General features: G+C 44.7%; 19 protein-coding genes. 4 read left to right on the forward strand and 15 right to left on the reverse strand.

All coding sequences use genetic code 11. The features are described from left to right. Window positions 1-134 precede the first annotated feature (134 nt). Together C1S73_RS17190 and C1S73_RS17195 are read right to left on the reverse strand one after the other, a co-directional pair. Complete coding sequence (locus C1S73_RS17190) at window positions 135-617, reverse strand: hypothetical protein (RefSeq protein ID WP_038871904.1); 483 nt, start codon at window positions 615-617, stop codon at window positions 135-137. Between the two features lie 308 nt (window positions 618-925). Further along, complete coding sequence (locus C1S73_RS17195; protein ID WP_038871903.1) at window positions 926-3,289, reverse strand: YgiQ family radical SAM protein; 2,364 nt, start codon at window positions 3,287-3,289, stop codon at window positions 926-928. A 409-nt stretch (window positions 3,290-3,698) separates the two neighbouring features. On the opposite strand from C1S73_RS17195, the gene C1S73_RS17200 reads away from it, so the two are divergent. Further along, window positions 3,699-6,155, forward strand: coding sequence for an EAL domain-containing protein (locus C1S73_RS17200; RefSeq protein WP_038871901.1), 2,457 nt, complete (start codon window positions 3,699-3,701; stop codon window positions 6,153-6,155). 74 nt (window positions 6,156-6,229) lie between these two features. Here the strand turns inward: C1S73_RS17200 and C1S73_RS17205 are convergent, their stop codons facing one another. Next, window positions 6,230-9,928, reverse strand: coding sequence for an Ig-like domain-containing protein (locus C1S73_RS17205; protein WP_081634796.1), 3,699 nt, complete (start codon window positions 9,926-9,928; stop codon window positions 6,230-6,232). A 211-nt stretch (window positions 9,929-10,139) separates the two neighbouring features. Between C1S73_RS17205 and C1S73_RS17210 the strand changes: the two genes are divergently transcribed. Both C1S73_RS17210 and C1S73_RS17215 read left to right on the forward strand, forming a co-directional pair. Next, window positions 10,140-10,850, forward strand: coding sequence for a hypothetical protein (locus tag C1S73_RS17210; protein ID WP_038871898.1), 711 nt, complete (start codon window positions 10,140-10,142; stop codon window positions 10,848-10,850). Window positions 10,851-11,033: 183 nt separating this feature from the next. After that, entirely contained in the window at window positions 11,034-11,234 is a 201-nt protein-coding gene (locus tag C1S73_RS17215; RefSeq protein WP_005445023.1) for a DUF4250 domain-containing protein, read from the forward strand. Between the two features lie 21 nt (window positions 11,235-11,255). On the opposite strand, the gene metR is transcribed toward C1S73_RS17215, so the two are convergent. After that, window positions 11,256-12,167: an HTH-type transcriptional regulator MetR gene (gene metR, locus C1S73_RS17220; protein WP_038871949.1), complete on the reverse strand. Its 912-nt coding sequence runs from the start codon at window positions 12,165-12,167 to the stop codon at window positions 11,256-11,258. A 263-nt stretch (window positions 12,168-12,430) separates the two neighbouring features. On the opposite strand from metR, the gene metE reads away from it, so the two are divergent. Then, window positions 12,431-14,713, forward strand: a complete 2,283-nt coding sequence (metE, locus tag C1S73_RS17225) for a 5-methyltetrahydropteroyltriglutamate--homocysteine S-methyltransferase (RefSeq protein ID WP_038871897.1) — start codon at window positions 12,431-12,433, stop codon at window positions 14,711-14,713. 103 nt (window positions 14,714-14,816) lie between these two features. On the opposite strand, the gene C1S73_RS17230 is transcribed toward metE, so the two are convergent. The 11 genes from C1S73_RS17230 to trpCF form a co-directional block, all read right to left on the reverse strand. After that, complete coding sequence (locus C1S73_RS17230) at window positions 14,817-15,218, reverse strand: GspS/AspS pilotin family protein (protein WP_038871894.1); 402 nt, start codon at window positions 15,216-15,218, stop codon at window positions 14,817-14,819. A 3-nt stretch (window positions 15,219-15,221) separates the two neighbouring features. Beyond that, a complete protein-coding gene (locus tag C1S73_RS17235) occupies window positions 15,222-15,518 on the reverse strand; it encodes a YciI family protein (RefSeq protein ID WP_038871892.1) in 297 nt (98 codons plus the stop codon). Window positions 15,519-15,638: 120 nt separating this feature from the next. Further along, on the reverse strand, window positions 15,639-16,034 hold the full coding sequence (gene yciA, locus C1S73_RS17240) for an acyl-CoA thioester hydrolase YciA (protein ID WP_038871890.1): 396 nt from the start codon (window positions 16,032-16,034) through the stop codon (window positions 15,639-15,641). Window positions 16,035-16,171: 137 nt separating this feature from the next. Beyond that, on the reverse strand, window positions 16,172-16,744 hold the full coding sequence (locus tag C1S73_RS17245; protein WP_038871887.1) for a septation protein A: 573 nt from the start codon (window positions 16,742-16,744) through the stop codon (window positions 16,172-16,174). Between the two features lie 132 nt (window positions 16,745-16,876). After that, window positions 16,877-17,119, reverse strand: coding sequence for a hypothetical protein (locus C1S73_RS17250; protein WP_038871884.1), 243 nt, complete (start codon window positions 17,117-17,119; stop codon window positions 16,877-16,879). Between the two features lie 94 nt (window positions 17,120-17,213). After that, on the reverse strand, window positions 17,214-19,757 hold the full coding sequence (gene luxN, locus C1S73_RS17255) for a quorum-sensing autoinducer 1 sensor kinase/phosphatase LuxN (RefSeq protein WP_038871881.1): 2,544 nt from the start codon (window positions 19,755-19,757) through the stop codon (window positions 17,214-17,216). After that, on the reverse strand, window positions 19,750-20,949 hold the full coding sequence (locus C1S73_RS17260) for an acyl-homoserine-lactone synthase (RefSeq protein WP_038871878.1): 1,200 nt from the start codon (window positions 20,947-20,949) through the stop codon (window positions 19,750-19,752). Before C1S73_RS17260 ends, luxN begins: the two co-directional genes overlap by 8 nt. 158 nt (window positions 20,950-21,107) lie before the next feature. Continuing rightward, window positions 21,108-22,367: a dicarboxylate/amino acid:cation symporter gene (locus C1S73_RS17265; protein ID WP_038871875.1), complete on the reverse strand. Its 1,260-nt coding sequence runs from the start codon at window positions 22,365-22,367 to the stop codon at window positions 21,108-21,110. A gap of 337 nt (window positions 22,368-22,704) precedes the next feature. Next, the gene (trpA, locus tag C1S73_RS17270; RefSeq protein WP_038871873.1) at window positions 22,705-23,511 is read right to left on the reverse strand and encodes a tryptophan synthase subunit alpha; all 807 of its coding nucleotides are present in this window, start codon (window positions 23,509-23,511) and stop codon (window positions 22,705-22,707) included. Further along, window positions 23,511-24,701 (reverse strand): tryptophan synthase subunit beta, encoded by a 1,191-nt coding sequence (gene trpB, locus C1S73_RS17275; RefSeq protein WP_038871870.1) that lies wholly within the window; start codon window positions 24,699-24,701, stop codon window positions 23,511-23,513. Before trpB ends, trpA begins: the two co-directional genes overlap by 1 nt. Before the next feature lie 64 nt (window positions 24,702-24,765). Then, window positions 24,766-26,205 carry a bifunctional indole-3-glycerol-phosphate synthase TrpC/phosphoribosylanthranilate isomerase TrpF gene (gene trpCF / locus C1S73_RS17280; protein WP_038871867.1) on the reverse strand — a complete coding sequence of 480 codons (1,440 nt, stop codon included), beginning with the start codon at window positions 26,203-26,205 and terminating at the stop codon, window positions 24,766-24,768. Between the last annotated feature and the right edge of the window lie 4 nt (window positions 26,206-26,209).

The following is a 26,209-nucleotide window of genomic DNA, read 5'->3' on the forward strand; positions in this document are numbered from 1 at the left end:
CCTCTGGAGCCTCTCTAGTATCTGTTTCTAGGATGATTTTTGGGGAAGCTGATGGCTTTAAAAGGGAATATGAAGTTTAGAGCATCAGTTTTATTACCATCGATTACTGTAGGGGAGCTTAGCCCCAAAATCGCTTAGTAGTTTCTGGTCATGAGACCAAGAATCGAAGCGCTATTCTCACCAAAATGCAAAGTGACGGACTTCGTTTCTCCTTGAGCGAATTTATCATCCTGCTCAATCGAAGAAGGAGATAAGTACACTTGGCCACCAAAGTACGCTTTGATTTGAGATGTTTTGAGCTTAATACCACCGCCTGAGTTGTTGGTGATAACGGCTTGAATCATACGCTTGCCAGAAGGGCTGCTGAATATGTCGTAGCTCTCTATCGAGAAGTAACTGTAAGAAGGCATATCTTTACTGTGTTTGGGTTCCGGCACAAAGGTTGAACCAGAAACCGATCTCACGAATTGCATGGTGTCTTGCGATTGAGAGAGGCTATCTTGGATATCGCCAATTTTGTTTTTAATGTTATCAATGTCATCTTTGCTTTCCGCATTCGCACTCGAGGTGAAGGCACACAACAGCATTAAGGTGGTTACATAGTTCTTGTTTGACATACTTAGACTTCCTGTTTTAATTATGCGAAACACAGTAAAATTGATTTAGATCAATTATGTCAATGTTGCGTCAATTCAGTAATTTGTATTCCTGCGCTCATGTACATGACTAGATATCACGTGCTGGCTTACCTTAATCCGATTATAGGAAGGGATACTCGGATGCTCTAGAAAGGTGGTTCTCTGAGGGGGTAGTTTCTAGTGTGAAGTTCTTAATGGCATCGCAGTGATAGTCACAAACGAAAGACAAAACAAAAGGGCTCCAGAGTTACCTCTGAAGCCCTTTTTTCTATTCAAGCTCTATTGAATTAACGGCGCTTAGGTTTGCGTTGACTCGCTGGTTTGCCTTGTCCTTGAGGACGACCTTGACCTTGTGAACCTGCACCGTTTGAGCGGCTTTGGTTGTTGCTACCAGGACGTGATCCCGTATTAGGACGCTGACCGTTTTGGTTGCCACGACCTTGGCCGTTTTGACCACCTTGCGCTTTACCTGAACCGTTGCGGTTGCCAGATGGCTTGCCGTCGCGAGAGCCGCCTTCTGAGCGTTTATTCAAGTGACCACCGAAACCCGGTTGGTTCTTGGTGTGTTTGGTCGCAAAACGGTTTGCACCGTGACGACCAGACTTACGACGCTGTGCTGGAGTTTGCGCATCAATGTCTTCTGCTGGAACCAAACAGTTCGGTTTATCACCAATCAGGTGTTTTTTACCCATGTTGATCAGCGCTTCGCGGATCATTGGCCAGTTCGCTGGATCGTGGTAGCGAAGTAGGGCTTTGTGTAGGCGACGCTGACGTTCACCTTTCGCCACTGGCACATCTTCACGTTGTTTGTACTTCACGCGTTTCAGAGGGTTTGTCTCTGAGTAGTACATCGACGTTGCGTTACACATTGGCGATGGGTAGAAGTTCTGTACTTGGTCACACTCGAAGTTGTTCTTCTTCAACCATAGTGCCAAGTTCAACATGTCTTCATCTTCTGTACCTGGGTGCGCCGAGATGAAGTAAGGGATCAGGTATTGTTTTTTACCTGCTTCCGCGCTGTACTTCTCAAACATCTCTTTAAAGCGGTCATAAGTACCCATGCCCGGCTTCATCATCAGATCCAGTGGACCTTTTTCTGTATGCTCAGGTGCAATCTTTAAGTAACCGCCGACGTGGTGCGTCACAAGCTCTTTCACGTACTCTGGTGATTCAATCGCGAGGTCGTAACGTACGCCAGATGCGATCATAACTTTCTTCACACCTTCCACTTTACGCGCCGCACGGTAAAGATCGATGGTGTGTTTGTGGTCGGTATTCAGTTTGTTACAGATACCCGGGAACACACAAGAAGGGCGACGACAGTTTGCTTCTGCTTTTGGATCGCTACAGCCAAGACGGTACATGTTTGCCGTTGGACCACCTAAATCAGAAATGGTACCGGTAAAGCCAGGCACTTTGTCGCGGATTTCTTCTAACTCGTTGATGATGGACTCTTGTGAACGGTTTTGGATGATACGGCCTTCGTGCTCGGTAATCGAACAGAAAGAACAGCCACCAAAACAGCCACGCATGATGTTAACCGAAGTTTTGATCATGTCGTAAGCAGGGATCTTTGCCTTGCCATACATAGGATGAGGAACACGCGCGTACGATAGGCCGAATACGTAATCCATTTCCTCTGTAGTCAAAGGGATTGGCGCTTGGTTCACCCAAAGCTCACGGTCACCATGACGTTGCAATAGAGCACGACCCGAGTATGGGTTGGTTTCTAAGTGCAGCACACGGCTTGCATGCGCATAAAGAATGCGGTCGTTGTGCAGTTTTTCGAAGGCTGGTAGGCGCACTGCTGTGTTCGCTGCATCATGACGTGATGGGCGAATAGTGATTGGCTGTGCAACAGGCTCTTCTTTTTTGGTATCGCACTGAGTTTCCACTTCGTAAGGGTTTTTTGGTACGAACGCTTCTTTACGAGGTTTCTCAATACGAGAAGAATCAATAACGGTGTAACCTTCTGGTTCGGCTGGCAGGTTAACCGCAGTACCGCGAATGTTGGTCATGGTCGAGATGTCTTCGCCATCAGCAAGACGGTGCGCGACTTCTACGAGGGCACGCTCAGCGTTACCAAATAGAAGAATGTCTGCTTTTGCATCGAACAGAACAGAGCGACGAACTTTGTCTGACCAATAATCGTAGTGAGCAACACGACGCAAGCTGGCTTCGATACCACCAAGAACAATAGGTGTGCCTTTGTAGGCTTCACGACAACGTTGTGAGTACACCAAGGTTGCACGATCTGGACGCTTGCCGCCTTCGTTGTTTGGTGTGTAAGCATCATCGTGACGAAGCTTTTTGTCCGCCGTGTAACGGTTGATCATGGAGTCCATGTTACCCGCAGTGATCCCGAAGAACAGATTTGGCTTACCAAGCTGCATGAAAGCATCTTTGTTGTTCCATTCTGGTTGAGCAATGATACCGACACGGAATCCTTGTGCTTCCAACAGACGACCAATGATTGCCATACCAAAGCTTGGGTGGTCCACGTACGCGTCACCCGTGACAATGATAATGTCACAACTATCCCATCCTAGGGCATCCATTTCTTTGCGGCTGGTCGGCAAGAAAGGTGCCGTACCAAAACACTCAGCCCAGTATTTTTTGTACTCATGAATAGGAGTAATGTCGTTGGTCATATTTTGCTCTCTGTTCCAGGGAGCGCGAATTATAGCGATTTGATGATCAGGTATCTATACCCAAGTGATTATATAAAGCTTAGTTCGACTAGATTTATTTGGAGATGAAAATCACTCTCAATTCCATCGCTGACTTTTACGCCATTATATCCTTCAATCCCTTATGGTTATTGAGTTTTTTAACCTTGTAAAAATTAGCAATAAGCAATGGTGTGCTTATCGAATTCTGTTCCTATAATTGTATTAGCGCATACTAAAATGCACGCGCTTGTAGACTGAAGCGTGCCGTAAACATCGTTGATGTTTCAAATGGTATTGGCCGATTTGCAATCAAAAAACTACAGCAAACAATCGTCATACATGGGTGGCGCTCTCAAAGTCTTAAGCCGATACAATAGGGGGCTAGGTTATGAGTGAAATGCTATCCGTAGCACAAGGAGAAGTGCAGCCTGCGTCCGGTCATTCTCAAGTGATCGAGTGGTCTTATGATATAGAGACACATGAGTTTGAATGTGAGCAGCAAAGCATGATGTCTGTTTTGGGCTTAAAACAGACAGTGAATAGTTTGGATGATGTTTTTCAATACATGTTGCTTGGTCAGGGTGACAGAGCGAAGCAACACATCTTAGATGTAGAACAAAATGGTGGGCATGGTAAGTTTTCTGGTTGCCTGATGCTAGATAATGACCGACTCGTGCATGTAGCGTTGAGCTTTGAGCGCCTTAATGGTCATATCGTGCAAGGTGCCATCATCCCGCAATTGAGTATTACCGGCTGCGAAGAGTTAGCCAAAATTCTGGAAACCATTTTCGATTTACCCAACGTAGGCGTTTTGGTCGCCGATCAAGACACTCGCATATTAGGCTGCAACCCAGCGTTCGAGCAGCAAATGGGTTATGAAAACCGTGACCTTGTTGGTCTGAAAACCCATATTTTAAGTTCTGAACATCATAGTAAAGCGTTTTACGAACAGATCTGGCAAGACATTGATACTGAAGGCTTTTGGAGTGGTAACCTTCTTAGTCGTACCGTGAATGGGAGTAACCAAGCGCATCATCTTTGCATTTATCGGTTAGTGTTCAATTCTGGTCGTACGCTTTACCTCGGTTTTTCTACCGATATTTCTGCCTCATTATTGTGGATGAAAAAGGCCAGTGACCAACCTCAACAGTGGACTACGTTTCTTCCCCCTCGCGAAGAGTTTGAACAACAGTTAGCACGGTTAGTGGATGAAAATAGCCACAAAGATCTCAATATCATCGTGACAATTAGACCGAAATTCTCACAGCAGTCCCTACTTGAGCAGCAGTTAGGTTTTTCCGATTTTGTGATGCGAAGTCGCCACGCCAGTATTGCGGGTCAGTTGTCGCGGGACGTATTTGTAGTGTGTTTGCAAACGCCTCGATGCCAATGGTTAAGCCCACTGCGTCTTATTCAGATTGCGTTACGAGGCTTTTTTTCGGAATTAAGAAGTGAGTTGGGATCAAGTATGCATGATGCAATAGTAGAAGGGCAAACTGGTGTATCGGTGCTCGGTTACGATACTGATAATCCAAAACAAGCACTGGTGCATGCAGCGCAAGCGATGGTTTCCTCTCCGAGTGGAGGCCAGAACTACTTCAGTTTTTATAATAGTGAACTGCATGATGAACTCGTCAAGCGTCATCATCTCGAAGCCTTTCTAAGAACACAAATTGAGAGCCAACTTGTTGATGTCTATTATCAGCCGATCATTGAAACACGTACGGGCAAAGTGGTGAAGTTCGAAGCGTTAGCGCGTTTCTATCATCAGAATAAAACCTATGATACCCAAGAGATGATCGCAGTTGTCGAGGATTTAGAGTTGATTGCTGCGTTGGATGATCTCGTTTGCCGCACAGCACTCAAGCAACTTCCTCATATCCAGAAAGTTTATGGAGAAGAAATAGGATTAACGTTGAATCGTTCACTGAATACCAAGTTGGATGCGCTGCAAGTGTTGCAAAGTTCCTATGATTTGATTGCTGGAAGTGGTGTTGATCCGAATCGAATCACTATCGAACTCACGGAAACTGCGTATTTTGAACAAGATAAAGAGCATACCCTTGCTTTGAGTGAACTGCGTGACAAGGGCATCAAGATCGCTATTGATGATTTTGGTACTGGCTACTCTTCCTTTTCTTACCTTGAAGAAGGGCAGTTTGATCTGCTCAAAATAGATCGAAAATTTATCAGAGGTATCGAAGAAGGGAGCACTCGTTACAACATCGTCAAAATGATCACTGAGTTAGCACACAAGCTTGGCGTGAAAGTGGTTGCTGAAGGGGTTGAGTCGCAACAAGAACTAACAGAGCTTGCAGACCTTGGTGTTGATTTTATGCAGGGTTTTTTGTTTTCTCAAGCGGTACCTGTGGTGCTACTGGACAAGCCACAGTGTCACAAAAAGCACTTTAACAACGTGAAAGTAAAACCGACGCAAGATGCACCACTGATGTCTCTCAGCCATACCGATGTTCGTCGACTTGATCCGGGTGAGCCATTGTCACTCGCCGTTGAGTACATGAACTTGAGCCCGACGGCGCCTTTGGTGGTCATTAATGAAAAGCAATGCGTTGGTCTGATTACTAAAGCTCAAATCAACTTGCACTTAACACCAACGATGGGGACTGATTTGGAATCGGAACGTGAGAATAGGATTTGGAAGCGACCAGTGAATCAAATCATGAGTACAGAGTTTGAGCTGGTGGATGCGAACTTGCCTGTCTCGACCGTTCGAGAGCTAGTGACAGCAGGAACGGCCTTTCCATGGATACTTTGTGATTCACAAAATCAGTACCGTGGTTTGTTAACTCAAGAAGATGCGTTGAGTTATCTGGCAAAGAGCTAGTATTAGTTGCATCGATCTTTTATATGGGCAGTGTTGGGGACTGGTAAAAGTGCTCAATGCTGCTTTCATTCAGTTCACCGCTCATTACATACAATTACGGCACCTTTTTCTACTTCTGTAATAGTATTTGGTCGGTAAGTGGTTGGTACTGAGATGGCCATCGGTGTACCAGTTTCGTACGATAGCCCCACTTGAGTTCCGTATTTCTGATATTTCGTTTGAAAATCCATCATATCTCTTGAGCGAAATGGCTTTAATGTTCCTAGGTTGAGTCCTTTCTCTTTGCAGAACTGTTCCGCTTCAATTGGTGAGAGTGTATTTACTTCATTGGTGAAGACGTTATTGTCATTTTTATTCCATTGCTTGGTTAGATAGACGAACTGTCCATCTTTGCTGACAAATCCTCCTGAACCTGAGTAGTTGATTACGAGGTTCGCTTGTTGCTTTGTATCTTCCCTGTTACCACCGATAAAGATGATAGATGTAGGGATGTTGTTTGTATTTGCTTGTTCTGGTTTATCAAAAACAAAAATGAGTTTTGACGCGACTGGTTCAGAGTTCGCCTCACTTATGCTTTGAGGTTGAATTGGTTCAATATTGTTAAATACATACGTGTGCTCATAACCAGAGTCGAGTTCTGGGTAAATTTCGATGGCATTGTTGTTATGATCAATTAGATAGCTACGTTCTAATTTAGTCAAAGAAGTGGTGAGTAAGATGAACTTATCAATATGTCGGTTTGATGGCACCGATGTGCTCTTATCTAAAAATGAAATCTCTAACTTAAACTGTTTACCCAGATCTTTGAGTTCGTATTGGCTTGCTAGTGTGGGTGTTGATGCCTCAACCGCGCCATCTTCGTAAAACTGTGTCCAAGATTGATTCACAAACTTGCCAGTCTCTGCGGGGTAGCCATAGGTCATTCCTCCTTTATGACCGAAGCCGTGGTTGTGCATCTTTTCGTGTAGGTAGGTTGTTTTAGGTGATGTAGCCCCTTCAGAAAACAACCTAAAATCACGTACGCTCAACCACCCATCTCCAACCGTTGCGACGCCGTTGGCTTCTCGGGTCAGCATCATGTAGGTCGCACTCGGCTTATTTGCGATAAGACTTACGTGTTTCAATGTATGTGGTGAAGTATCGTTACCTTTGAATTTAGCAAAGTGGTCAGAACTGCTTTCTATTGAACGAGTTGATGTCAGTAGCGTTTCTACTTCACACCAATGATCTTCATGCCGGATCATGCGGGTTCTTGAATTCATATAGCTTTGAATGAAGCCGATAAACTGATGGTTATAGTCATAGTTATTCATTAACTGTTTGAAGCCACGCAACTCTTTTTCATATTGATAAACGTTTTCTGTCGTTGGCTGTGCGTATTTGTCGTCATTTTGTCTGACGTCGGCATAAGCTCGTATATGTGCTTTGAACAATGGTTGCTCATCAACGAAATAAGCAGAAGCGATGGGTTCATCAAACCATTCTGGCAGTTCAAAATTCACAGCTTTAAATGGTGAGACAACCCCCGTAATGCGAAAGTGTTGTTGATTGACTCTGACTAAAGGATTATTCAAGTAGCGTGGTGTTGTGTTCAACAAATCAAAGTTTGTTAAACCGTTATGCCTAATTTTTATATCATCGATGTCATAACCTTCGAAAACGGAGCGACTTAGAGGAGATATCGCTTCTTCTACCAATGTAATCGTATAGTCCTTAGGGACAACAGTGAATGTTTTCTGAGTTGTGGCCGTTGAGGGAAAAGACTCCGCAATAACAGAGACTTTTATTTCACCTTTTTCAATTCCGGTAAGCGTTATCACTTCCGTTGATTGAGTAAGCTCTGCGCTACCAATGGGTTCGACGCTCCAATCTAATGTTGAGCTGTTTGTTACGTTAACCTCAGAGCCGTCGGTCATGGTTGCGATAGCTTGCAGTACCAGAGGAACACCTGCCGTTATTTCTGTAAATGTTGATTCTAGAGAAAGTCGTTTTATTACGGGAGGCATGACGAACAATGTCATATGGTTTTGATGTTCTAATGAATTAAATTTAGCGAGTGCTGTAATTGTGGTCGAGCCCATATTCTTTCCGACAACCACATTTCTTTCTTGGTCGTCAAAATCGACAAACTCGTTATTGCTAACAATAAAGCTAATCTCAGGAGAGTTCGAAATATCAATGATACTTCCATCTGACAATAGGGCGTTTACTTTCAAAGGATGCTCTAGCCCTACGGGTAAAGAAAGCTCAGTTTCATCAAAGTTGATCTCGGTAACGATAGCATCTGAAACCGTTACTGTAGCGGTACTACGCCAACTATCAGAAAGTGTACCTGTTATGTTGGTTTCACCAACTTGAATGCCCGTTATCATTCCTTTATGAGGACTAAGTTCAAATGTCGCGATGTCTGTATTATCGACGCTCCATTGAAATTCTGAGGCAGACGTAACTTCGGCAATAGAACCGTCCGAGTATGTGGCCCAAGCTTGAAATGAATGAGATAACCCTTTAGGCAATGAATCGACATTGGGAGATAAACTAAGTTTGGTCACCACAGGTTCGGATACGCTAAACGGTACTTGCGAGCGTATTTGTCCATCGTTCAGCGAGGCAATGAGCGTCGCTTGACCAGATTTAAGCGCTTTGATGGTCAGTTTGTTCTCTTTTGTTTCTATTCGAGCAATGGTTACAGGGAGCACAGACCAGATCACTCGAGGGTCTCGTGTGACATTGATAGTGGATTGGTCTGTAAGTTCTGCCAGTGCTTGAACATGCGTTGAGAGGCCCAAGGGTATTTCATCTTTCTCGAGGGTTACATTGAGTGCAGAAAACTCTGCTGGAGTAATGACGACTGATACTTCGTCGGACAGCTTTGTGTTTTTAATTTTCGCCGTCACGATTGCTGTCCCGGTAGAGGTAGCAAATAATTGGGTTTGATCTTGTTCTTGAACAATAGATGCCAGCGAGCGATCCCTGATGTCTAAATGGAGCTCCGGCGCGTTTGTAATTTCTTGCGTTGAACTATCTGAAAATTTAGCGAGCGCGAGTATTTGAGAGCTCGAACCGACAGGCAGTTCTGAATGCTCTAGGCTAAGGGACAATTCGACGGGTATGGCTTTGCTGATAGAGATTTTCTTACCTGCCTCTAAGCTGGTATCTCCATATGTGCAGTTAAGTACAGTATTTCCGACACTCATTCCTTGGATGAGGTTGGCTGGATTCCCGAGTGTGAGTTGGGCGACAGTAGAGTCTGCAATATGACACTGAAGTTCCGAAGAGTCAGTCAAATCAATGCGGTTTCCATCTGAATATTCCCCCATGACTTGAAAGGGAAGCGTTAAGCCTTTAGCTGTTGAACCTTCGTTTGCCAATACGAGAGTTAATTTTGAGAGCATTGCTTCGGATACTGTGATTTCTAAGCTTACAGAGAAGGCGAGACCATCTTTATTTACTGATGCGGTGATGGTTGTGGCTCCTTGTGATTTCGCAAGCAATAAGCCGCTTGAGTTAATCGTCGCGACCTTCTCATTCGAGCTATTCCAAATCACGGTATCTGTTTCGGTAAGCCAACCGTTATTCTCTGAATCAAGGAGTTGAGCGCGTAAATAGAGCTTATCCCCTTTGGGTAGTGACTTTGATTCAGCATGAATGACTAACTCATGAGAAACCGTGGACTCTTCGTATGATAGGGAGAGGACTGGAGCTTTGTTGAAATCACAGCCTGTTAACGAAAATAGACAAAAGAGAATAGAGATGAACGTTCTGTTTTTCATGTTGTTTTTGACTTTACACTTTCATTTTATTGCAAAATGTAAAGTTCAAGCGGAGAGATTAAATAGCAGGTTTGACGGCTATTTCGCGGCGATGCTAACACGGAAAGCGAATCAGCCCCTCAAGAGATGCTGACTTGTGAACTCTGCGAGCGAGTGGTGAAGTTACGGGCTAGTCGACCATTAGGTGATTTGCTATTATCGCCACCCCAAAATGACTTTTGAGTTTGCATTCAACATGATTCAACAATTGCTGTTAACTTTTCCTCCAATGCTATTTGGCGCCCAAGCGCTGTTGACCTTACTTTTGATTAAGGGTGATATCTGCCCTGGTCAACGTGGTCGCCTGCATAAGATGTTGCCATCAATTGGCGTACTTTGGTTGGCAGTGGCGTCGCTTCGTATTGAAGCTTTCATGATCGTATTCGCGATCTTTTATTTTTACTCTCAAGTTCAGACTAAGAAGACACGTGAGAAAGGGCCATTATGGGCTCTGCATCTAGCGAACGGTTTGGCGTTCGCGTACGTGAGCATTCAACTATTTGAGCAACCGCATTGGGCGGCAAGCGCTTCAGTGGCATTGATGATCTTCTTCTTAGGTGCCGTGTTTGCGCAGTTACTTCTAGTTATCGCACGTAGCCGCTTGCAAGCATTTCACCGAATCTTACCGGTTACGGGTGTTGTTTCGGGCATGCTGTTGGTCGTGATGACGCTGTTTTCTGCTTATCAGTTGGATGAAGCGACATTGAATGGCGTGACACAACATATTCTAGCGTCACTGGCGATGCTGATTATGGCAATCGTGGTTTGGTGCTGGCATATCTTCACTCATAAAGCGCCAAACAAAGTGCAATTGGCGGCAGCGTTGCTTCTTGCTTTGGCTTCAATGACAAGCTTACAGGGTCTGTTCCTATTGGGGGCATAGACCGAATGAACTAACACTTCTGTCTTCTTTTCTTTTTGTGAGCTCGGGATTTAGATCGAGCTCACTTTCAAATCATTCGATTAAGTCTACGCTTTAGTTATAGCCTCATTCATTTCGAGAGAGTCTTGACGCACGTGCTCAACGGAATTGGGGTCAAATACCTTGTCTTAGAGGAGTGTCGCGATGGATTTAAGCAACGTAAGTAACTGGGACAGCATTATCTTGTTGGGTATCGTTAATGAAAAGCTGCGCTTAGAATGTGATAGCTTTGAAGAGTTGGTATCGATGTACGAGATGGATGTGGAATCGGTAGTGGGCAAGCTCGATATGCTTGGCTATCAATATGACCCACTGACCAATCAATTTAAATCTTACGAACGTTAGTTTCGTTTCAATTGTCGATCTTTAAGCCATCTTGATCCCATCAAGGTGGCTTTTACATTGCTGGCGAGCTGTTGCAAAGAAAGCCTGTAAGTAACGCTTCTCTTTTTCTGAGTTACGTGTTGCTGCGAACAATCTACGCCATAACCCCTCTCCAAAAGGCATGCTGGTAATCAAACCTTGGCGCGAGAACTCAGAAATCGCCCAATTTGGTAATGCTGCTACCCCCAATCCTGCTGACACCATTTGTACGAGCATTAATGTGTTGTCCGCTTGTTTCCACTTGGCTGGCTCAACTCCCGCAGGGTGTAAGAAGTGTTTGACCACATCCAATCTTTGTTTCTGTACTGGATAAGAAAGCATGGTTTGATCAGCAAGATCTTCAGGCTCAATGACGTTTTTGTTCGCTAATGGGTGGCTAGTCGAAGTAATCAAGCGCATTTCGAAGTCAAACAACGGTTCATAATGGACTTCGGAGCGTGGCTGAATGTCTGATGTAATGACCAAATCAAGCTCGCCAGCCAACAGGGCTGGTAGAGGTTCAAAGCCGAAGCCGGAAGAGAAATCGAGCGTCACACTTGGCCAAGTTAATTGGTATTCCTTCAGTGCCGGCATTAACCATTGGAAGCAAGAGTGGCACTCAATCGCCATGTGCAAACGACCGTTGACGTCCTCTTTCAAGCTTGCAAGCTCGTTTTCTGCTTTGGCGAGTTTTGGCAAGATTTCATCAGCGAGACGAAGCAAAATTTCACCTTCTGAAGTGAATTTAACGGGGCGGGTTTTGCGCAAAAAAAGCTGCCCACCAATACGAGATTCAAGATCTTTGATTTGATGAGAAAGGGCAGATTGCGTCAGGTGCAAAGCGGTTGCGGTTGCCGTTAATGAACCAGTATCCCTCAGTGAAGTGAGTGTGCGTAAGTGTTTCAACTCTATCATGAATCCCATTCATCCTTTTATGTCTGCCATGAGCTTTATTAACTTACCCATAAAAAATGGATATGTAAACGTCTAGACGTCCATTTGTTTTAGTCTAGTGCGAGTGAGATCGCTCAATATGAAATTTTTTAATAAACAAGTTGAATAATTGGATGTTGTTCAATGCGGTTGCCAGAGCGATAGTTTTAGCCATCCAGACATCTTGATAGGTTTTCTCTCGATGCTCTGACCTCAACATCAGACACTGAATAAGGAATACGGACATGGCAACGACAACGCATATTCTTGGTTACCCACGCATTGGTGAAAAACGAGAACTTAAGTTTGCTCAGGAAAAATACTGGCGTGGTGAAATCGATCAGGCGGAGCTTAAGCGAGCAGGGGCAAGCTTGCGAGCACAAAACTGGAACACACAAACAGAGGCGGGTTTGAGTTTCACAACCGCGGGTGATTTTGCTTGGTACGATCATGTCTTAACCACAACATTGTTATTGGGACATGTACCAAAGCGACACGCAAGTGGGTTTCCGGATTTAGACACACTATTTAAAGTCGGTCGTGGTCAATCTCAATCCGCTTGCGACTGTGGAGGGGCGGCTGCCTCTGATATGACGAAGTGGTTTAATACCAATTACCATTACATTGTGCCTGAGTTCAGCAAGGACGATACGTTTGAAGTCAGTTGGCCACAGCTTTTTGAAGAAGTGAATGAGGCAGTCAAAGCCGGCCACAAAGTAAAACCTGTTTTGCTTGGGCCGCTCAGTTACCTCTATCTAGGTAAGGAAGTGGAAGAAGATTTTGATCGTTTGACTTTATTGCCAAGGCTACTCACCGCGTATCAAGCAATTCTTTCTAAACTTGCTAGTCAAGGTGTGGAATGGGTACAAATTGACGAACCGATTCTCTCGCTTGAGCTGGAAAGTAAATGGTTGGATGCGTTCAAGCTAGCTTATCAGGTCATTCGTAGTGACGTAAAAGTGTTGCTAACCACTTATTTTGATTCGGTCACGGACACGTTGGATAAAATCATCGAGCTTAATGTTGATGGACTTCATGTCGATTTATCTGCATCGCCTGAGCAGTTTGAAGAAGTGGTAGCAAAACTGCCTAGTGGCTGGGTATTGTCTGCGGGCGTGGTGAATGGACGTAATGTGTGGCGATCGGATTTAAGTTCTCAATTAGAGCGCTTACAGCCAGTTAAAGAGAAACTTGGCGACAATTTATGGGTAGCCAGTTCGTGTTCATTGCTACACAGCCCGGTAGACCTAGAGTTAGAAACGGAGTTAAGTGAAGAAGTAAAAAGTTGGTTTTCTTTCGCCAAACAAAAAGTAACGGAAGTTGCCTTGCTTGGCCGTGCGCTTGATGGAGACCAAAATGCGATTTTAGCTTGTGATACGTATAGTCAACCCATTAAAGATCGTAAAGCCGCTTCACATGTTAACAAACCACACGTTCAGTCTCGTTTGAACCAAATCACGGCGGCGCTCAGTCAGCGCAGTGCACCTTATGAAGAGCGTGCCGTACACCAAGCTGAAGTGCTTGGCTTGCCACTCTTGCCGACTACGACTATCGGGTCTTTCCCACAAACGGGAGAAATTCGGGTTCAGAGAAGTGCGTTCCGCAGTGGTCAACTTTCAGAATCAGATTATAAACAGGCATTGAAAGGACACATCGCTGATGCGGTGAAACGCCAAGAAGCACTCGATCTTGATGTTCTTGTGCATGGTGAGGCTGAGCGTAATGACATGGTGGAGTATTTTGCTGAAAACCTGGCGGGCTTCCAAACCACTCAATTTGGTTGGGTACAGAGCTATGGTTCTCGTTGTGTCAAACCAGCGATTGTGGTCGCAGATATTGAGCGCATAAAACCGATTACGGTGGAATGGTCGACGTATGCACAATCGTTGACCAGCAAGCAAATGAAGGGCATGTTGACCGGTCCAGTGACGATTCTGTGTTGGACATTCCCACGTGAAGACATTACTCGCAAAGAAATTGCAGACCAGTTGGCCCTTGCACTTCGTGATGAGGTCTCTGACTTGCAAGAGGCGGGTATCAACATTATTCAAATCGATGAGCCAGCGATTCGTGAAGGCTTACCATTGAAGAAGCGTGACCATAAAGAATATCTAAATTGGGCCGTCGATGCGTTTAAGATCTCTGCGGCTAGCGCAAAACCAGAAACGCAAATTCATACTCACATGTGCTACAGCGAGTTTAACGAAATCATTGATTCAGTTGCAGCGCTTGATGCTGACGTGATTACAATCGAGACGTCGCGATCCAATATGGAATTGCTGAAAGCGTTCGAAGACTTTAATTATCCGAATGAAATTGGTCCGGGTGTGTACGACATCCATTCTCCGAACATTCCAACGGAGGAGTGGATTGAAGGCTTACTCAAGAAAGCAGCTGAAAAAATACCGGCGCAACGCTTGTGGGTGAACCCTGATTGTGGACTTAAAACGCGTAATTGGGCAGAAACTGAAGCCGCATTAGGTAACCTTGTCTCTGCTGCTAAGAAGCTCAGAGCTGAACTCGTATAAGCGCTTAGTTTTTCAAACTGGCCGCAGAAACAAAAAAGCGAGGATATCTATCCTCGCTTTTTTATTTTATCGAGCGTCTAACTCAAGAAGATTGAGTCGCGTATTACTGTGCTTTTTGACCTGCGCTGCATGTTTGCGCTGACACCAACTCATCCGCCATTAATTGGCCGCGGGAGTTGCGTACTTTGATTCGGTACATCAAGCCCATATCAATTTGCTCACGCACCGCTGGTGTATTGCAGTAAGTGTATATACTGGTGTTCACTACTTGATTTAACGGCTTGGCACCAAGCGCATCATCGTTATAAATCATCATCATCTCAACCACATTTTTGTTGGAAGAAATGCGTAAGATTTTTAATGGACCGTATTCAAGCGGTAAACCTGCAGAAAGAACACCAGCGCGGTTAGAAGCCATCAACTCAAGTTGATGTTGCTTGTCATCACTTGATGAACAACCTGCTAGTGCACCGAATACGAGGAAAAGACACAGTAATTTTTTCATAACTTAAAACACTTTCTTGAACGGTTTTACGATGACATTTTCGTAAACGCCCGCTGCAATGTATGGATCGGCATCAGCCCATGTTTGAGCTTCTTCCAAAGAGGAAAATTCTGCTATGACTGTCGAGCCAGTAAAGCCTGCTTCACCCGGATTATCGGAATCAATGGCTGGCATTGGACCTGCAGTGAGTAGACGTCCTTCGTCTTGAAGTTGCTGCAAGCGCTCAAGATGTTGAGGGCGAACACTCAGACGTTTTTCTAATGAGTTCTCGATGTCTTGAGAAAAAATGACGTACCACATAGCATATTTCCTTAATTGGTAGGGTAAAGTCCTAATTTAACGCCTTTTTTGTGCCACTCACAAGTCAACAATGGAATTTGTGAGGTTGTTCCTAGCAATTCGTTATATTAAACCAAGTTATTACTTTTGAACTGGGCGTGGTTTACCTTCGCTATCGATCGCAACATAGTTGAATGTGGCGTCACAAACCATGAAGCGCTCTTCTACACCGTCGACTTTAACAGGCTTCACCCATACTTCTAGGTCTACACTCATCGAAGTTCTGCCGATCTTTGAGCATACTCCGTAACAACAGACAACATCGCCGACGCTGACAGGTTTTTTAAATGTGATGCTAGAAACCGAGACAGTAACAACTCGGCCTAAGGAGATTTCTTTAGCCAGAATCGCGCCAGCTAAGTCGAGTTGGGACATGATCCAGCCGCCGAAGATATCGCCATTGGCATTAGTATCAGCGGGCATAGCAAGGGTGCGAAGCAATAATTGGCCTTTTGGTGTATGACCTTCTTGATTCATGATGACATCCTACAATCTTTATTAAGCTCAAAAATGGAGCAAATAATGCACCAAGATTTCTGGCGCAAACAACAAAACAGCGACCCTGAGGTCGCTGTAAATAATCAATGTAAGAAGATTATAGCAAAATTGAGCTTTTAATCATCAACCGAAACATCGGATGAGTTTTCTTTCTTCTCTTTTTGATCTTTTGGCATGTGCTTGTAGATGTAGAAGCCCGTAGCGATCATGTAAGCGAATGTCGCGATCAGTAAACCGAACACTTTGAAGTTAACCCACACATCGAGTGGGAGCTTAAACGCTACGTATACGTTTAGGCCGGCACAGAACGAGAAAAAGCCAACCCATGCCCAGTTGATTTTGGTCCAGACCGCTTCAGGCAAAGTGATTTCTTTACCAAGCATGCCTTTGATCGCGGACTTGCCCATAGCATGACTTACGGCTAAGCCAACAGCGAACAGTGCATAGATGATGGTTACTTTCCATTTGATGAAGTTGTCATCGTGGAAAAATATGGTCATGCCACCGAAGATAGCCACCATTGCGAAAGTAACCAATTGCATCTTTTCTACTTTCTTGTATAGAGCAAACGTCAACACGATTTGAATAGCCGTTGCGATGATAAGTGCGCCTGTCGCAACATAGATATCGTGCATCTTGTATAGGACAAAGAAGACAATGAGTGGAATAAAATCAAGGATTTGCTTCATGATGCAAAAAACTACCTAGTTATTGAGTTGAGGACAGTCTAGCGGAATCTGAGGCAATGTGAATATTTATAGAATATAGAGGAAAGAAATAGCCGCATTCAGCGGCTATTTTGTTGGACAGAAGGAAGAGGTTCAGGCAACGTTTTGGTAACGAGTGATGAGGTTTTTCACATCTTCCAAATAGCCTTCGCGTAACAGGTTATCGACTGTTGCTTCTAGTTCGTCATGGGACATGGTGAAGCAGGTTGATTTTCCCGTCATCAGGTTGAGGTACTGATGGTATTCTTCTTCTGTATAGTGTCCAACACGGTCTAAAAGTAAGGTTTTAATACCGTGGTGAATCAAGCCGTAATAAGTATGTCGATGAAGCATCATGGTCATCTCCTTATCAAGTTTCCCCGCTAATAAAGAGAGGGCTTGAATCTATGGATAATTCGTTTGTACTTCAGTAATGCATATCAGATGCCAATTATTCATTCTCAATTTCGAAAGAATTCGACGCGGTGTCTTTGTTGAGCCAGTTGTTCAGGACATGCCTGAGGGCATTTAAAGTCGTTGGCTTTTCCAAACGCCCATCCATGAGCTTGGCAATCATTTCAAGCTCGCGTTCTCCAGACTCTCCTGAGAGCGCAATGATCGGCGTGTTAGGCGATAGCGCTTTTATCTTTTCACTGGCTTCAAATCCATTCATTACAGGCATTTGCACATCCATTAATATCAAATCGATGTGGTTAGCTTCAAACAGTTCGACCGCATTCTCTCCGTTCTTGGCTTGCAAGCTATTCACACCAAGTTGGTTTAAATACATTTGCACTAATGCTCGTTGCACTTCTTTATCATCAACGATGAGTACGGTTGGTGCGTGTTTATCTATTTGTACGTTCGATTTGGCTTTTTGTTCAGTGTGACTATTCTTCCAATCCGTGAAATAAGGCGTACGTAAGGTTTCAGCTTTTGGCGCATTAGGGACAACAGGGAAATAAAGGTGAAACTCGGTGAACTCTTCCAGTTTTGAGTGGCACTCAATTCTCCCGCCAAATGAACGCATTACGCGTTGGCAATAACCAAGCCCCAAGCCGCTACCACCACTTTTCTGGTAAGAGAAGAAGTCGTCAAAGATTTTGTGAGAGATGGTCTCGTCGATACCAGGACCGGTATCGCGGAACACAAGCACGTTTTCATAAGCCCCAGTACTGGTGCTGATTTCAATTTGACTATCTGGATAGGAATCAAAATAGTAAATTGCGTTACGAATGAGGTTAAAAATAACGAAGTTAAATAAGGTCTCATTTAGCTTGGCCACAAAATCAGTATGTTGTGGTAAACGAATTCTCTCAATTATCTTCTCATTTTCAAAACCGTAGTGGCTGACCGCTTGATCGACCGCTTTATGAATTGAAGAGAGGGCAATGGGCTCATGTTCAGGGGCGCTGTCGCTGACCTCCCGAAGAATGATATCAATCAACTGACGGCCACGTTGGATGGCCGCCTGACCATTTTCGATGTCAATTTTTATCTGCTCAATCGGTGCTTGGTTTTCAATATGCTGCTTCAGAGCCTCAAATTGCAATTGAACTTGAGCGAGAGGATTACGCATTTCGTGGGCAATTGAGTTAGCCAGCGCACGGCTTTGACGAATACGTCGATCGGCCTCAATGGTGCTTTGAACACGTGTAAGCAAGGTTTGCAACGCGGAGATCTCTTCATTTGAGAACAACTGATTGTTGATCTTATGTGGTGAGACCAATAGGTGCGTCACGGATTTGCCTTGCCCGAAGAGTGGCATAACCAAAGCCGTATTGTTTGAACTCATTTTTTCGTACAAGGCTTTTACGGAGCCCTTTGATGAGCTTGCATAGTCAATCTCGTCAGAGAGTTCGTCTAACACTAAGACAGATTTGTTTGACGACAAGTAGTCTTCGTAAAATGTCTCAGTGTAATTACTGGTCACCAAGCGGAGCTTGTCGTTCGGGATTTGAAGTAATATTCCCAAACGTCTCATCGCATCATCAATCGACAGTTTGAACTCATCCTCAAGCGCTAAGATTTGTTGCACGGGTGTTTTCTTATTGCCGTAAATCAAAAACGATGAATAACGGCTTACTCGTTTATAAAGTAGATGCCAAGTAATGCCGATTAGGGCACAGATTGGTGTGGCGATTAACCATTGTTTGCTATCTGTCATTGGGATGAAGATTGCACCTAAAGGCAAAACGAATATCGCGCATACGAGCAATGCGCTGAGTGACATGTATGCGAGGTATTTGACGCTATAAAAACGTGAGGTGAGTAGCGCATAACCTACGAATAACATTTCACTGATAGACAACGCTGGTGGTAGCCAAGTCAGTGAAAAGTCACCCATGAAGTAAGTCATGCCAAGGTGTATGGTTGCCGTTGATAGCATGAACACCAAGATGCCTGCGATCATGTAGTTGGTTTTGGCTAGCGTTAGTCTGCTGCTGTTAGCGCGCATGGCGACTAAGTTGACCAAAGTGAGCACAACGAAACTTACCAAACCTATGAAGAAGTAGGAGGTCTGTGGGCCAAACTCAATGACAAACTCACTAGGCCCAACGATTTCGACATGCTCTACCGTTAAGTTCGGTTGTAAGTTGATAAATAATGAGTAGACCGTCAGGGTGACGAAGATCAGTTGTTGCCAAGGGTGTACTTTGCCTTTTCTTTGCTCGGCAGAGAGTTGGCAAGAAAAGTAATAGGCGAACGCAAATGCGAAGAAGGACGCAAGGTTAGCAAACTTTGCCATAAAGATGCCGAAATCCGGCCCCAAATCAGGCAAGAGCTCGGTATGGAAATACGCATTGCTGCTTATCCAAGCAATGATGCAAACAGAGTAAGCAATGTAAGGCGCGTGATGCGTCCCAAAGATAACCTCGTTTTTTTGTTTTAAGCGAAAGCAGTAGTAAATCAGCCACATAAAAACCACTGCTACCGTGGCAAGTAGCGTAATGGCTTTTGCGTAGATGATTGTCTCTAAACCGAAATCAAACATATTCATCCCTTTCGGATGACGCTCGTTTTCGGTTGGCTCTCACTGCGCGTTTGTAGGCGCGGAAATCGGTTTGATTGAATGCTTTGACCATCATTTCGAAATTCCAGAATCCCCGGTAAGTTTCTTTGCCGTCATTATTGAGATCGCAATATCCAGAATGGAAATACGCTTTCTTATCGATCGACTGATAAAAGTTGAGCATGAAAGGTTGCTCAATGATGGTGAAGCCTACTTTATAACCAGCTTGATACAGTACGTTCATTAGCTCTTTTTGTGCAAGGTAGAGAAAGTAGAGTTTCTGCTGGGCATTTCCACTTACTGTCAAGCGCAGGACTTCACACACGGATTGTGTATCGGATAATAGTAACTTGAATTCGCGATCAAATTCTGGGAGAGAGTAACATTTTAACAGTGTAGATGATGTAAAAAGCTGTAATCGCGTTAGTTCTTCGTACCCATGGTTTGGTAAACAGTAGTGCCATTGTTCGTTGCTAAATTGTGGTGCGTAGCTCAACCAACGGTTGTGAATAGCCCAATCCTGAACCAAAGCAGAGGCAACAAGGGTAGGAACCGCTTCATTGTCTGGATGTTTTAGTAATATAAAGTGCTTCCCTGTTTGCGACAGCGACAGTAACGGCAGCATTTCGTACCACTTTTCACCTTTTATAAAAAGCTCAAGATTACTTAACGTGACTGCATCACTCAGTGATATTGCTTGAGAGTGAGAGGGTGTTTTTACCATAAGTTGAGCATCTTCTATGCGTTCAATCATGGCACCGTAATAAGCGCTATCTTCAAAGGGCAATTTGGTACTTATTGTAGCGATTTCCTGTACAGGAGGCTTCGTCTTGATTGCTGCAATTTCACATTCACACCAAAACTCTAGCCAGTGCGTAAAGCACTGAGATGCGACAAGCTCTAACGCCGTAATGTAAGGCGATAAGGTGGAAGGGTAACGTTGTACTAAATCACGATAGTCCATCGATTCAAACAGCACTGAAAAGCTCTTAGCCTTATGTTCTGGGAAGAGTGCAATGAGTTGATTTCTTCGGTAGTCAGTAACGGATTGGAATATAACTTGACGTTCTTGCGTATCGAAACCACTAAGAACCGCATTGATCAGCGCGAGCTGTTTTTTTTCAATAGGCATGCTGCTCGCAGATAGCACCCCTAAAGACGACGTAAAATTCATGAGATAACCTAGCCAAGGTTTATGGTTTTTTATTTATGCCGCTCTTATATCATTTAAAACAAAATATGCCATTAGTTTCTATTTAAACGGTTACCTAAGGCAGGTTTATCGTAAAAAAAGCCGCTCGATGGAGCGGCTTGAATGAGCGTTAATTTAAATTAGGCTTCTTGCTTTTGAAGCTCAGTTTGTTGTGCTTCTTCTTCAATAAGTGCATCCACGATAACGGCACATGCTGCATCACCTGTGATGTTTAGTGCGGTACGAATCATGTCGAAGATACGGTCAAGCGCAAACAATAGTGGGAGACCTTCGATTGGAATACCAGCAGCAAGCAGTACCGCGACTACTAGGAATGAAGGACCAGGAACACCTGCTTGGCCTACTGCGCCCAGTGTCGAAGTGACGATGATCGCAACGTAAGCGCCCATGCCTAGGTCGATGTTGAACAGTTGCGCAAAGAAGATTGCCACTAGGCCGTAGTAAATCGCGTTACCTGACATGTTGATGGTTGCGCCAAGCGGTAAAACAAATGAAGCGGTTGAGTTTCTTACGCCCAACTCTTTCTCACACGTATCCATTGTTACAGGCAGCGTTGCCATTGAAGAGGCGGTAGAAAGGGCAACTGCTTGTGGCTTCTTCATTGCTGATACGAATTTCTTCGCCGATGTCTTAGTGAAGATATGTACCATTGCTGGGTAAACCACGAAGCCGAACACTAGGATTGCCGCTACGTAAACGACGAACAGTTTGAATACCACCATCAGGGCACCAAAACCGAACGTGCCTACTGCTTCTGCCATCAGGCCAAATACACCGATAGGCGCAATGATCATCACTTTGTTGATCATCCAAACCATAGCGTCAACGATGCAGTTAACACCATTGATGATTGGCTCGCGACGTGATTTTTCTTGTTTTGAAATCGCGATACCGAAGAACATACAGAACACAAGGATCTGAAGGATGTTCGCTTCGTTTAGTGATTGGAAAACGTTAGTTGGGATCATACCAGTGATGGTTGCCCAGAAAGTAGGTAATTCACCTTTTGAAGCGTATTCAGCTGAGAACATACCTTCAACGCCAGAAACGTCGATGCCCATGCCAGGTTGGAATACTTCACCCATAAACAGTGCTAGTGCGACAGCTAGGGCAGACGTTAGACCAAAGTAACCTAGGGTTACCAAGCCCACTTTACCTGCAGATTGGCTGTTGCCTAGACCTGCTGCACCTGAGATAAGCGCTACTGCGACCAGAGGGATCACAAGCATCTTGATCAGGTTGATGAAGATAGCACCTAGTGGTGCAAATACTGTCGCGCTTTGACCCATGAAGGCACCAACGGCAGTACCTACGATCATTGCAATGACGACTTGTACGCCGATGTTGTTTAGCAAACTCTTTTTGTTTAACACTTCCATAACCTCTGTGCTAATAAAATGTAAAATCCTAAAATTACCCACCAATATAAAGTTGTTATTTGGATAATTATATCGCCTTGCTTTTTACACTTATCATTCACAATTAGCAATACAATTCCGGTACAAACTTATCAACTGATCGGGAATTTCTTGATTGATGATAGTTTTTTAATCAATAGCAATCGTTTGCCATTGTTTGAGGTAATGGTTTTGGTTGGTGTTGTTTATAAAACGGATGGTAATGGAGGGGTGGTTTTAGAAACTGAATGTTAAAAAAAAGATCGATTCCGAATGTTTAATAAGGAATCGATCTCATATTTTTCAAATCAGTGATACGTTATTTTTGTGTTGCAGCTTTCATTGCAGAAACGAATTCACCTAGCTTGTCGAGCATAATTTGTGGCTGCTCAACGTTCGCTTCAATAATTTTTACCACGGCTGAACCAGAAATTGCACCAGCAGCACCAGATTCTAATGCTTGTTTCACCTGTGCAGGCTCAGAGATGCCAAAACCAAGTAGCGCTGGTGGCGCATCAAACCGGTTCAGTCTGTCGAGCATATGACCTACAGGCATGTTTGCTTTGGTTTCTGCGCCAGTAACACCTGCACGAGATAGCAGGTAAGTGTAGCCGCCACCTAGCTCTGATACTTGCTTCAGTGTTTCATCACTTGCCGTTGGTGGTGCAATGAAGATTTGGTGAATACCAAACTTCTCTGCAGCTGCGACAAACTCTGCACTTTCATTGGTTGGTACATCTGCAATCAAAACAGAATCGATGCCTGCTTTTGCGCAACGTTCATAGAAATTTTCGATACCACGAGAGTAAACAAGGTTCGCGTACATCAGAAGACCAATAGGCAGCTCTGGATACTTAGCTCGGATCTTACCAATTTGCTCGAAGCAGATATCTGGTGTTGCACCTGAGTCTAACGCGCGAATGTTAGCGCCTTGGATGGTTGGGCCATCGGCTAGCGGATCTGAGAATGGAATGCCAAGCTCTAGTGCATCAGCGCCAGACTCAACCAGGGTTTCCATGATTTTATATGACTGTTCAGCGTTTGGATCACAAACCGTTACGAACGGTACAAATGCGCCTTGGTTTTTCTCGTTTAGACGCGAGAACATCTTTTCATAACGGCTCATTAGATCGCTCCTTTTTCTTCTAGGATGGCATGTACAGTGAAGATATCTTTATCACCACGACCAGATAGGTTAACAACCAGCAATTGTTCTTTCTCAGGATTCTCATGAGCCATACGCAGTGCGTGTGCCACGGCGTGAGAAGATTCTAGGGCAGGGATAATGCCTTCATGGCGTGCAATCTCTTGGAATGCTTCTAACGCTTCATCGTCTGTTACGTTGTCGTATTCTGCACGACCAATTGCGTTTAGGTGCGCGTGCTGAGGACCAACTGAAGGGAAATCAAGACCCGCAGATACAGAGTAAGACTCTTCAACTTGGCCGTTAGGATCTTGCATTAACGGTGCTTTCATACCAAAGAAGATGCCCGTTTTGCCATGTTTAAGTGGTGCACCGTGCTGGTCTGTATCGATGCCTTTACCTGCTGGCTCAACACCAATTAGGCGAACGCTTTCTTCTTCGATGAAGTCAGCAAACATACCAATCGCATTTGAACCACCGCCCACACATGCGATAACCGCATCAGGAAGACGGCCTTCACGTGCCAAAATCTGATTCTTCGTTTCTTCACCAATCATGCGTTGGAAGTCACGCACGATCGTTGGGAATGGGTGAGGACCTGCCGCTGTACCTAGTAGGTAGTGCGCATCTTCATAAGTTGCAGACCAGTCGCGTAGCGCTTCGTTACATGCATCTTTAAGTGTCGCTGAACCCGAGTGGACAGGAATGACTTCTGCACCCATTAGCTTCATACGGAATACGTTCGGGCTTTGACGTTCAACGTCTTTTGCACCCATGTACACGCGACACTTAAGGCCAAGTAGTGCACACGCTAGTGCGGTTGCAACACCGTGTTGGCCTGCGCCTGTTTCAGCGATGATTTCGTTTTTACCCATGCGTTTCGCAAGCAGTGCTTGACCTAACACTTGGTTGGTCTTGTGCGCGCCACCGTGAAGTAGGTCTTCACGTTTTAGGTACAGTTTGGTTTTCGTACCTTTGGTTAGGTTACGAGTTAGAGTCAAAGCCGTTGGACGGCCCGCATACTCTTGAAGAAGCGTCATGAATTCGCTGCGGAATTCTGGATCTTCTTGCGCGTCGATAAACGCTTGCTCTAGTTGCTCCAATGCTGGAACTAGAATTTGCGGAACGTACTGACCGCCGTATTCGCCAAAGTAGGCATTCAGTTTTGCCATCGTTATATTCCTTCTCGTATTTTTCGCTACGAATAGCTTTAAATTTTTTAGCTGATATCCAGCTTTAGTAGTTGCGAATAGCGGTGAAGGCCGCGAGCAACTTCTGTGAATCTTTTTTGCCTGGTGCGCTTTCTACACCAGAGTTTAAATCTAATCCCAAGCAACCTAGTGTCGCTGCTTGTTGAGCATTTTCTGGCGACAGTCCGCCCGCTAGCATAATTTGACTTGGGTCGCCGATCAGTGACCAGTCGAACACTTGACCGGTTCCGCCAGTTTGAGTGCCAACTTGCGCATCTAATAGATGGCGATCAATGTTGTCTGCTAGTAGTTCTGGCTTAGCATCAGTCACGCCGTAAGCTTTCCAAATTTCTACCGCTGCTGGCAGTTCGGCTTTGAGTTGGTTTACGTAAGCTTGGTCTTCTTGACCGTGCAGCTGCACTGCTTTTAAACCCAAAGAGGTCACGACAGAAGCAACAAAATCGATATCGTGATTTTGGAAAACGCCGACGTAGTTAAGTGGAGCACCGCTCATGGTTAAGCGAGCACCCTCAAGGTCAACCGCACGCTTCGACTTCTCGACAAAAATCAGGCCACCAAATACTGCGCCAGATTGATACGCTTTTGCTGCGTCATCTGGGTGCGTTAAGCCACACACTTTGTTTTCGCCTAACGTCACTTTACGTACTGCAAGTTCAAGGTTGTCTTCCGCCATCAGTGAACTACCAATCAAGAAGCCGTCTGCGTATTCCGCTAAATCACGAACTTGTTGATGCGTGTAAATGCCAGACTCTGAAATCACGGTCGCGTTTGGTGCTAATTCGCGAATTGTCGGTGCCAACTCTTTAGTACGATTCAAATCAGTACTTAGGTCGCGCAAGTTACGGTTATTGATGCCGATAACGCGTGCGCCTAGCTTAACGGCACGATGAAGCTCTTCTTCGTTGCTGACTTCGGTCAGGATGCCCATGTTCAGGCTGTGTGCTGCTTCTTCTAGCGCTTTGTACTCTTCGTCATTGAGGACAGACAGCATTAGCAAGACAGCATCAGCACTGTAATGACGCGCTAGGTAAACTTGGTAGGTATCTACCATGAAGTCTTTACAAATAACTGGTTGTTTGACTTGACCACGCACTTGAGGAAGAAAGTCAAAGTTACCTTGGAAGTACTTTTCGTCTGTTAAGACTGAAATGGCATCTGCATGGTTGTTGTAAACCGATGCGATGTAATCCAAGTCGAAGTGATCACGAATCAAACCTTTAGAAGGAGATGCCTTCTTACATTCGGTGATGAATGCCGTCTTTTCGCCACTCAGAGCATCGTAGAAGCTGCGGTCCGATGGCAGCAAATCAGACTGAAATGTGCTTAGCGGTTGAGACACCTTACGGTCTGCTACCCACTGATATTTGTCGCGGACAATTTTCGCCAGTACTTCTGCCATTTCTGCTTCTTTCTTAGAAACGTGTTCAGACAGGTTGTCAGCTTGCTGAGTGTTGAAGTCAGTCATCTTC

The organism is Vibrio jasicida 090810c, assembly GCF_002887615.1.
GTDB classification, from domain to species: domain Bacteria; phylum Pseudomonadota; class Gammaproteobacteria; order Enterobacterales; family Vibrionaceae; genus Vibrio; species Vibrio jasicida.

Excerpts from the sequence above, each read along its gene's own strand:
- yciA (WP_038871890.1), bottom strand. The coding sequence starts at position 16,034 with ATGAATCAAGAAGGTCATACACCAAAAGGCCAATTATTGCTTCGCACC.
- C1S73_RS17195 (WP_038871903.1), bottom strand. The coding sequence starts at position 3,289 with ATGACCAACGACATTACTCCTATTCATGAGTACAAAAAATACTGGGCT.
- trpA (WP_038871873.1), bottom strand. The coding sequence starts at position 23,511 with ATGAGCCGTTATGAAAAGATGTTCTCGCGTCTAAACGAGAAAAACCAA.
- trpCF (WP_038871867.1), bottom strand. The coding sequence starts at position 26,205 with ATGACTGACTTCAACACTCAGCAAGCTGACAACCTGTCTGAACACGTT.
- luxN (WP_038871881.1), bottom strand. The coding sequence starts at position 19,757 with ATGTTTGATTTCGGTTTAGAGACAATCATCTACGCAAAAGCCATTACG.
- C1S73_RS17190 (WP_038871904.1), bottom strand. The coding sequence starts at position 617 with ATGTCAAACAAGAACTATGTAACCACCTTAATGCTGTTGTGTGCCTTC.
- metR (WP_038871949.1), bottom strand. The coding sequence starts at position 12,167 with ATGATAGAGTTGAAACACTTACGCACACTCACTTCACTGAGGGATACT.
- C1S73_RS17215 (WP_005445023.1), top strand. The coding sequence starts at position 11,034 with ATGGATTTAAGCAACGTAAGTAACTGGGACAGCATTATCTTGTTGGGT.
- C1S73_RS17245 (WP_038871887.1), bottom strand. The coding sequence starts at position 16,744 with ATGAAGCAAATCCTTGATTTTATTCCACTCATTGTCTTCTTTGTCCTA.
- C1S73_RS17265 (WP_038871875.1), bottom strand. The coding sequence starts at position 22,367 with ATGGAAGTGTTAAACAAAAAGAGTTTGCTAAACAACATCGGCGTACAA.
- metE (WP_038871897.1), top strand. The coding sequence starts at position 12,431 with ATGGCAACGACAACGCATATTCTTGGTTACCCACGCATTGGTGAAAAA.
- C1S73_RS17235 (WP_038871892.1), bottom strand. The coding sequence starts at position 15,518 with ATGTGGTACGTCATTTTTTCTCAAGACATCGAGAACTCATTAGAAAAA.
- C1S73_RS17250 (WP_038871884.1), bottom strand. The coding sequence starts at position 17,119 with ATGATGCTTCATCGACATACTTATTACGGCTTGATTCACCACGGTATT.
- C1S73_RS17205 (WP_081634796.1), bottom strand. The coding sequence starts at position 9,928 with ATGAAAAACAGAACGTTCATCTCTATTCTCTTTTGTCTATTTTCGTTA.
- trpB (WP_038871870.1), bottom strand. The coding sequence starts at position 24,701 with ATGGCAAAACTGAATGCCTACTTTGGCGAATACGGCGGTCAGTACGTT.
- C1S73_RS17210 (WP_038871898.1), top strand. The coding sequence starts at position 10,140 with ATGACTTTTGAGTTTGCATTCAACATGATTCAACAATTGCTGTTAACT.
- C1S73_RS17230 (WP_038871894.1), bottom strand. The coding sequence starts at position 15,218 with ATGAAAAAATTACTGTGTCTTTTCCTCGTATTCGGTGCACTAGCAGGT.
- C1S73_RS17200 (WP_038871901.1), top strand. The coding sequence starts at position 3,699 with ATGAGTGAAATGCTATCCGTAGCACAAGGAGAAGTGCAGCCTGCGTCC.
- C1S73_RS17260 (WP_038871878.1), bottom strand. The coding sequence starts at position 20,949 with ATGAATTTTACGTCGTCTTTAGGGGTGCTATCTGCGAGCAGCATGCCT.